Below are 8775 nucleotides of genomic sequence, written 5' to 3'. Positions count from 1 at the left end.
CACTTCAAAACTCACAACGCAGTTAGGGGGGATTTTAACCAGCAAGAATGATCACATTATTAATTCTTTTGGTATTAGCAACTTACTGATTTTTTATTGCAACAAAATTGCCTCATCATTCACAAAGCGTAATGCCAAACAATCACTGTCTTTACTAATAATCATCGACGAATCCACACGTAAACAACTACCTGCATACTTGCCTGCCGCAGTGAACGTACAAACTTGAACGTAATAACCATCAACTAACGGTAACGGAAATAGCGATTGGTAAATATTGTCTTGATGGGCAAACTGTCCATCCGTTGCATCCAACACATCTTGCGCATGGTCAACTAACTGAATATTCGCCCCACAACGGCCAACAATCGGCTTACTAACATAACCACTGGCTTGTAAATCTTCATTTAATTCAAAGTCAGCATGTAACAATAATGGGTGATTCGGAAATAACGACCACAACACCGGTAATATCGCTTTATTGCTTGGAATTAACGTCCATAACGGCTCAAAAATCATAATTTTTTTATGCAGTAACACATCAGCAAGTCGTGGCGTTTTACCTTTTTTAGATAAAGGCTCAAAGCTCTCTGACGACGCATCATCTGATTCACATTCTAAGCGAATTTGGTCCAGTGCCGTTTCCCATGACCAGGTTTTCCAAACCCAATGCAATACCTCGCCTTGCGCATCAACCACATTACCTGACTCATCCCAAATTAAAGAATCAATTCCTTCAATCAAACGACTATCAATACCTGCCGCTTTTAAGGTCTGTTGAATAAATAAAGCATGATACTTCTCTTCAGGATCATCATCATGAAGAATATGTATCAACCCTTTTACCTGACTTTTTTGCCATGCTTTCACCAGCTGATTAAACAGATCTTTACCTGCATCTTCACCTTCATGAACACCATAATGATCTGCCCATTTTCCCTGAATTTTAGCCCCTTCCATATAACATGATGCAGAGTCACAGTTATATTCATAAACCTTCAAACCTTGCGTTGTCATCGCGAAATCAAAACGACTGGTGATCAACTGGTTTAAACGGTTATCCCAGGATTGACGGATCTTAGGTAATAAAGCACGTGGTAAATTAAATTTTTCTAATAGATGTTCGTTATCAAGCACATAATCCGTGGCATGCATAAATAAACCATGCAGCTCATTGGTCGCTCGGCGTAAAGCATCTTCCGCTGTTTCAGACAATACATAATAGCGATATTCATCAGCAAACGCGGCACTTAGCTTATGCCCTTGCAATGCTTTGACATAAGCCGCTTCATCTTTGTTGGCGACATTTAACCAAGACTTTTTTTGCCCTGAGACAGGCTTGACATGATGGCTAGATAAAGAAAATAACTGCTTATCAGTTTCTTCACGTATTTCCGCATCAGTGTCATCGTCAGTTTGTATCATCCACCCTAAAATCAAGGCATCATTAAATGAACAAGCCACCCAATATTCGCCATCTTCACTGATCGTCGCCACTAATTCACGGCTATAGTTTTGCCCCTCAGGCCACTTAACATGGTCAAGGTTTTGCTCTGCAATACGGATTTTATCGGCGAACACTTCAGTGACAATGGCAACATGTCCTGTTTCTTCAAACTCGCCACCTTGCTCCCAAATTAACAAACAACCCGGTTGCGGGTGACGTTGACTGCCATTACCAAAAGCTTGTAGTGGCAAACGTGTATTAGACGCAATATCGCGCACCGAACGTAAATTGAATATTTCATAAGCCATCGAAACATCATCAAAAATATAACCACTATTTTGATACATCCAACGACGAGCAAACTCAACGCATTGCCACTTATAGCCCATATAAATGCCATCAACATAACTACGGAAAGCACTGCGTTTAGGATACTCAACATCACTAGCACTATCATAGTCACTAGAATACGCAGCAACACCACCTGGCGCATAGCCAAGTAAGGTACCAAAAGAACAAGAGATTGATTTATTAGACAAGATTGTCATCCAATTAAAGGGAAAAGAACGATTTCAATATAGACAAGAACATAGCGATTAGCAATGACTGTATTTAATAAAAAGGTAAATAAATAATGCTTATAAAAGAGGGACTAATAGCGATAATTTAAAGTTGGTATTTGAGGGAAAATGTACCAAAAATAAAAGGATTATACTTGGCTTTTATTAGTTTTAGTTTGGTAAAGACTAGGGTCTGTTGATCTTTCGAGTTCGTTTTTACAGCTATTTGTACAGAGCTGAGCTTATGTAATGTGGTTGTTCCACATAAATAAGCGCAAAAGCACTATAAATTATCAACAAATACTGTCCTCAGGATTGTTATGCTCTTCGTTAGGCAAGATTTGCTTAGAATCACTAAGCTACACCTTACTAGCCCTGATCAAAACGTGCTGGATTGAACAAAATTCGAACGGCAAAGATCAACAGCCCCTAAGAGTATTTTTATAACCGCCAGTGTTTATTTCTGTTTAGATGTAACAGTTTAATAATAAAAAGTATCAGGTTTACTATGTGAGCTTGAGGTTAAAGCGGTGTGTTGCTTTTGCCCCCATAGCGACTTATAAACAGCTTCGGTTAACATCCACAAAAAAATAATCCAGTAAGAAAGAAAAAGAGTCATTTATCAATCTTATCTTGGAATAGAGTCGAAATGAGAATATGACATTCATCACAAAAAAATCACATCTACATGATAACTTTTAGCTTATAATTTTAAGACGGATATTGATTGCTTAGCTATTGTTTTTAAGTGTTTTGTGTTGGTTTAATGATGTTATCGTTATTTGTATAAGAAAAAATGGCTATTTACCATAATAGTCATTTTGTGCATGCTTAATTACAAGCACATTTAACATTCTCATGCTTTTTATAAAAATCACAGTTGAATAATACCTCAAAACAACTTCCAATCATAAGTTAATCATGTATGATTTTAAAGTTGTAGTTTATGGTTTATTTATGGATTATTAAATATGAGTAAAAATATAGAAATATCAGAATCAACATTCCAAAGTTTAGAGTCTTTAGCTAAAGGTTTTGACACTCCTGATTCTGTTATTAGTCGTTTGATTAATAACTTTGAAAATAAAAAAGAAACAAAACCACTTCTTTCTTTTATACCTAGTGATGAAAAAAGATTTCTTAAGCTTTTAGTTAGAGATCGTCTAGCTGAAGTTGTCCTATATAAAAATGATGGAAGTAGGACTATTACTGAATGGAATGCATCGAAATTAATGGAAACATCTAACCTTCGTGCGAATCTCTGGTCTGGTTTTTTAAGAGGATGGAAAGAAAAAGGAATTATTAGTGCAGAGTTTTCGATATACCCTAACCTGAAAAATATTGAGAATGAAAAAACCAAAATACTAGCAAGTACGTTAAATTTAACATTCTCTGAAATGAAAGATCTAGATGATGATTATGAAATAACTAAACATGTTGATACTGATGGTCGTATTTATGATTTCACAATTCGTTTTTTGGATGGGTGCAATTCTAAAATATTAGCTAATATAAATGGGCTTAATAAAAACAAAGAATTAAAATTCGGGGCATTTACAGACATATCTTCTGTAATTTCTAATTTTTCTTCTAAATCAATTCTAGAACCATAATTATTGGCTAGTTCATTAAAGAAATTATGAATTATATTCACCATAAAAGGTAATTTTGTGCATTGTATATAGGAGGAATAATATGGGCAAGTTTGATTTTAGAAATATTTATTTTTGGATACATACTTCTTTCGCTGCGGTCTCGATTGCATTCTTTATTGGTTTATTAAGTGCAGGACCTACCACTACTGATGCTCTATCAATTGAAATAGCATCTGTACTATTTTGTATTAGCGTTGTGTCAAATTCAGGTTTGTCACTATTTTTAGCCTTTTTTGGAAATGGTGCAATTTATGTTAGCCGTGCCTACATTACAATATTTCCATGGAATGAGATAAGTAGTTTGCCTGCTATATCCATACTTAGTTTTATATCTGCCGTAATTTCATTGTTTAGTTATTACTCATATCTGTATATGGCCATAACTATTGGAATGATTATTTATACAGCTAAGTTTCTTCAGTCCATAATACATAAAGCTAATGTGGCTAGTTTCGAAAGTGATGAAGATAGTGAGTGAAAAAAGGTTAGAACAATAGCTATGGTTCTTTAATTTACCATAACACCCGTTAAACGCAGCAATTAGAGGCGACCTAAATGAGTAGCTTTTTTGTATATGAAGGTAAATTATCTAAGTTGCTTTGTGCCCCTTTCCGAGTTAGGAAGTTAACTCTCCCCCTATTGAACCTCATAAACTATAAATATGTGGCCAATATCGCTTAGCCATAACACATTGGATTATTTTATTTTATACTTCATATCATTGATAAATATAAGAATATCTTTTTTTAGATTTGAACTTTCAAAATCAAGTAACAAATTTATAGCAGGATCACTAAGGGACCGAATATTGCAATAATCATTTGAATACCAATGTATGAAACTTCGCCATTCTCGGTAGGTTAATAAATTATCTAACTCTGGATGTTTTAGAGTGTTAGTTAACTCATATTGATTATTAGTGAAATTACAGGTTACAACACCGAAATGTAAATGTTCAGTAGCAACTTCTATAAATAGATACAGGTCTCTCTTAAAGCCACAATCGAAAAATAATCCTATATTACGTTCAGCATTCCTGCTCGTAACGAACCATTTTTCACATTTTTTTTCCGTCACAGTATGATTTTGCTTATCAATAGCACTGGAAATATCCTTATAGTTTTCTTGCTCCAGTACACTTTTAATTTGATCAAAAAAAGAAAATAGAGTGTTCCCTCTGATCTTTTTCATCTCCTTATCTAATCTTAAAGCTGTTCTAAGTAGGTTTTTAGAACTAGGTTTAGATAGCTCCTTAGATATTGTCATAACATTCCCTTGGCGTTGTTTTGTGATTTTCTGAACGATGTCTTTATAATTTTCAAATGCAAGATTAAGGTTACTAATGTTACGTACTTCATACATACAATCATTGATCCAATTTATTATATGCTTCGTAAATGAAATTAGTTTTACATCGATTTTCTTTCCGCCAGTACTGAGTGTCGATGCTGGCGAGCCATATTTTGTTAAATAATAAATTTTTACTTTCTGGTTATTATCTTTCTTTGCTTCTTCAATTAAGTGTCCATAATAATCTTTGATTTGGTTTGATAAATCAGGGGCATTCACTTTCATTTCAATGCCGATATAATAGAAGCTACTTTTAATAGTAAAATCTATGCGTCTATTATTGACTGTTGACGCTTCGGTACAAACTTCAATAGATTCACCAAAATCAGCAGAATTAATACCTAAAACTTTATCGATAAATATAGATAAGAAGAGATCCCCCTGGTAGTGTAATCCGTTAGGGTCTAATAGTGAGTAAAGAACATTAGAGTGCATACCAACCTCTAGATTTGCCTTTCTAACTACATTAACCATATTGTAATCATTTAGGCCACGAAGCTTTTGTTGTTCCTGTTTTTTTATCGTATTTTCAATGAAATTGAATAAGTTATGACACTCTATATCCATATTATTAAATAAGCCTTGTAATCTATTATCTTCATTATCAATGGCTCATATAAATTGAATTATTTTAGTCTTGAAACTAAGTAAATATCATTATATGAATCACATCCCATCTATTTTAAGACCAGAATATTATTTCGTAGCCTAAAATGAAATAACAAAGGCAATTAATTATTATAAGTGTGATAGCAAAAGTGGGCTAAGGCGCTATGTGCCCAATAGCGACTTAAAATATAGATATTATTTGATAGAAAAAAGAAAGCTCGACTCTTTGGCCTTTAGGTTATTTATACAAAATAATTAATATTATTCCCAGTTATCAAATACAAACAAACCTCTTTTTAAACACATGATGCGGTAGTCGATTTATGTAATTAGAAAACAGAACATAATGTAGTACGTTTAAAGCGAAATGAATGATTAAGCTCTTTATAAGACAAGACGTTGTGGTTAAGAACAGACCAATCATTATGGTCATCTTTGATTTACTGAATAACACTCGTGATCCATGAGCCCATTAACTTAGAAGCGTCTAAAATGATAGAAAAGTGATTTGCCTCCTCAATGATTTTTATTTCTTTATTTGCTTTCGGTGCACTATTGTCTTTTGCAAACTGAATAACTTTTTCGGGATCAAACGCTTCATCTTTATTTCCAATCCACAGTCCGAATTGCTGTAATTTAGAGAGTTGAGTATCAGGAGAGTAAGGCGTGACTGCTTTTGACATATTGACCGTATTAAATGTGACTATTTTAGGATTATTGTCTAACACACTCTCAGGGTAATTAAATTTAACCGCCTTTGAATGACCTAGAAACAGCCCGCCACTCATGCTATTTATGACAAAGTCTGAAACATTTACGCTAGAAAACTCATATCCACCATTTTCAGTTTTATCGTAACTAGTTTCTGAACGAAAAACAAAATAAGGGGCAAGAAATACGTAACCATCGATAACGTCTCTTTGCTCCCAATTGGAATAATTAAGTGCAAGGCCAGCTCCCGCAGAGTGACCGCCTATAAAAAGAGGTAAATTAGGGTGCTGACTTCGAGCATGTTTAACCATTGTATTAATATCTAACCAAACTTGTTGAGCATTGGGCGTATCACCTCGTGGCCCATCAGAGTTTCCATGGCCTCTTAAGTCTGGCATATACACGGCAATGTTAAACTCATCGCGCAATCCCACTCCAATATGATTATAAGAAAGCCCGCTATGGGCACCTGCCCCATGGAAAAATATTAATATAGCGTTAGCTTGCAGTGGCAAATAAGTGCGAAACGCCAAAGTGGTATCATCACTCGCCTGTGTATATTGCAGAGGCGTTAACTCTTTGCTATCTGCATTTTTATCTCTTTAAGAGAAAAGAACTTATTTGATGGTTGTGCCAATTGATTTTCATGTGATTTTTTGATTTGAGCAAAGAGTGGAAAAGCGACCATAAGACTTAATAATACGAAGCTTAATTTCATCATAACGCCTTAAGTTTATTGTTAATATTACAAAATGATTTTTGACTATTACTTATGAGGATTACTTATGAGACTATTACTTATAAGGTCATCATTTAACCTATTGTTACCATTAATATTGTTTATATAATCATTTTAAAGGCAGATAAATATCTGTAATGACCTCGCACTCTGCAACATCCGGAAACAGACTGATTCGTTCAAAAAAGAGTGGATAATCACGTAACTCTTCTTCATTTTCGGCAAGCCACTCTGAATATAAATAAGTTATCGCTTTATTAATGGTATCTTCAAAACCAATATGTCGAATAACCGCACACCGACCTGCTGGTATTATTTTGGCAAAAACGCCCTGATCATTTGGCTTTACATCTAATTTAATTGAGACACAAATTTCACAGCGGTATTTGTCTGGCTCAGTGACAGCAGGATCATCATAAATAATATTAAATGTTCTACTTACCTTAGGTGATAACCTATTATCTTTGCGCCAGTGAATAAAATGTTTAATCGTATTACCAAGTGATTCAAAAGAGCCTAAATGTTCTAAAGCAGCGATCTTTATTTCACTCATCTTTACAACGTCAACATGATATAGAGGTTGGCATGATTGCATCCGTTGAACTCGCATTTTTTTGAACCGTTGGTATTTTTCATACCATGGGATCCAATCTGGTTGTTCTCTAAACTGAGATGGATTTTGACCAATAGACTGACTAAAAGCGCGAGAAAATGCTTCTGAACTCTCATAATTATTCGCCATTGCTATATCAACAATTCTCATCTCTTTTTTAAAAGCCAATTGATATGAAGCTCGCTTCATTCTAGCCTGCCTAATATAAGTAAATGCAGAGATACCAAAAAGAGAGGAAAATTGCCTGTGGAAGTGATATTTAGATAAACAGGCAATATGACTTAACTTTTCTACCGTTAGGTCTTCATCTAAGTGAGAATCGATATAATTTAATAATTGATGAAAACGCGCTTGATAATGCATTGTTGTAATATCCTTTAGATATAACTTTTTGATAACAACACGTTACTCGCTTCCATCTGATGATGCATGACAAAAGTTGCGGAATTTCAGGTTCAGATACAACAAACCTCACCGAAGTGAGCTTTTAGATTCTTGATACGAATCATTCTGGATAGCAGAAATTATTTAATTCAAGGCGCTTGCTGTGATATTTAGTTAGCGATGTTTAGTGTTTCTTAAACGAATAGTAAAGCAACGATGAAGTAGACGATTTATATATAAAAATAATTATCAACAACAGCTCCGTTGTATTGATAACTTTCATGGTCAAGCCTTACACGCTATAACAGGTAAATACAGTCTTACACGGTAAAGCGTGTAAATAAGCTTTTACACGCTAAAGGCGGTAATAAAATCAACAAAGAAATGAATTTAATTACTCAAATAAAGCATGTTATTAATATCAGCTAAAGGAGTTTGTACGGTGTTTAATTGCTTATTAAGCAAATGAGAACACAAGAATGAAGTAGCGCGATTTCTATAGTAAAACACTAAATACAAAAAAGCCCACAGAAGTGAGCTTTTAAATAATATAAACAGCAATGCCATTCTGGATAGCAGAAATTGTTTAATTCAAGGCGCTTTGCCCGCGACGTTTAGTGCTTCTTAAACGAGTGGTAAAGCAACGATGAAATAGACGACTTATTCATCTATAAATAATTATTTTTTATTTTACTAAAAACAAAAAA

At 34.3% G+C, this 8775-nt stretch carries 7 protein-coding genes; 2 read left to right on the top strand and 5 right to left on the bottom strand.

Features of this window, described 5'->3' with window-relative positions; genetic code table 11:
- Positions 1-93: 93 nt before the first annotated feature.
- Positions 94-1986: a bifunctional glutathionylspermidine amidase/synthase gene (gss, locus tag V6255_RS17565; RefSeq protein WP_425355942.1), complete on the bottom strand. Its 1893-nt coding sequence runs from the start codon at positions 1984-1986 to the stop codon at positions 94-96.
- Between the two features lie 992 nt (positions 1987-2978).
- Here gss and V6255_RS17560 point away from each other — a divergent pair.
- Both V6255_RS17560 and V6255_RS17555 read left to right on the top strand, forming a co-directional pair.
- Complete coding sequence (locus V6255_RS17560) at positions 2979-3620, top strand: hypothetical protein (protein ID WP_341629303.1); 642 nt, start codon at positions 2979-2981, stop codon at positions 3618-3620.
- Positions 3621-3702: 82 nt separating this feature from the next.
- Positions 3703-4140, top strand: a complete 438-nt coding sequence (locus V6255_RS17555) for a hypothetical protein (RefSeq protein ID WP_341629302.1) — start codon at positions 3703-3705, stop codon at positions 4138-4140.
- A gap of 218 nt (positions 4141-4358) precedes the next feature.
- On the opposite strand, the gene V6255_RS17550 is transcribed toward V6255_RS17555, so the two are convergent.
- The 4 genes from V6255_RS17550 to V6255_RS17535 form a co-directional block, all read right to left on the bottom strand.
- The gene (locus tag V6255_RS17550; RefSeq protein ID WP_341629301.1) at positions 4359-5579 is read right to left on the bottom strand and encodes a PD-(D/E)XK nuclease family protein; all 1221 of its coding nucleotides are present in this window, start codon (positions 5577-5579) and stop codon (positions 4359-4361) included.
- A gap of 482 nt (positions 5580-6061) precedes the next feature.
- The gene (locus V6255_RS17545) at positions 6062-6847 is read right to left on the bottom strand and encodes an alpha/beta fold hydrolase (protein WP_341629305.1); all 786 of its coding nucleotides are present in this window, start codon (positions 6845-6847) and stop codon (positions 6062-6064) included.
- Positions 6848-6903: 56 nt separating this feature from the next.
- Positions 6904-7050 carry a hypothetical protein gene (locus V6255_RS17540; RefSeq protein ID WP_341629300.1) on the bottom strand — a complete coding sequence of 49 codons (147 nt, stop codon included), beginning with the start codon at positions 7048-7050 and terminating at the stop codon, positions 6904-6906.
- Between the two features lie 130 nt (positions 7051-7180).
- A complete protein-coding gene (locus tag V6255_RS17535; RefSeq protein WP_341629299.1) occupies positions 7181-8047 on the bottom strand; it encodes an AraC family transcriptional regulator in 867 nt (288 codons plus the stop codon).
- Between the last annotated feature and the right edge of the window lie 728 nt (positions 8048-8775).

It is taken from the genome of Psychromonas arctica (genome assembly GCF_038155225.1).
In the GTDB taxonomy this organism is placed as follows: Bacteria; Pseudomonadota; Gammaproteobacteria; order Enterobacterales; family Psychromonadaceae; genus Psychromonas; species Psychromonas arctica_B.
The sequence above is the reverse complement of the archived record's forward strand: the minus strand, read 5'-3'. Positions and strand labels throughout refer to the sequence as shown.